The sequence below is a fragment of the Salmonella sp. SAL4457 genome (genome assembly GCF_046548235.1).
GTDB lineage: Bacteria > Pseudomonadota > Gammaproteobacteria > Enterobacterales > Enterobacteriaceae > Salmonella > Salmonella enterica.
On sequence record NZ_JBGDZO010000966.1, the window covers coordinates 1 to 251 of the forward strand.

Below are 251 nucleotides of genomic sequence, written 5' to 3' on the forward strand. Positions count from 1 at the left end.
GTCCACCATGGCCGGGTCCAGCAGATCGACGATATCCGAAAGCAGTGACAGCAGATCCACCAGGTTGTCCAGGCGGTGGCCCTCGATCAGCGGCTGCAACTTGACGGCCAGGGCCTGGAGACTCTCGCGGGTCTGCTCGGGAAACAGGGTGGTATCGGCCTGCGCCTGCGACGCGTATGGCTGCTGATGGCTATCCATGTCGGCTCCTCCCCGTGCGGGGTCAAAGCATTCCACGGGCTACGGCCCAGTAC

The 251-nt window shown here is 64.1% G+C and carries 1 pseudogene; it reads right to left on the minus strand.

What is annotated here, in order from left to right:
* Positions 1-198: pseudogene (locus ACLJNW_RS27065) on the minus strand (hypothetical protein); the annotation flags it as partial.
* Between the last annotated feature and the right edge of the window lie 53 nt (positions 199-251).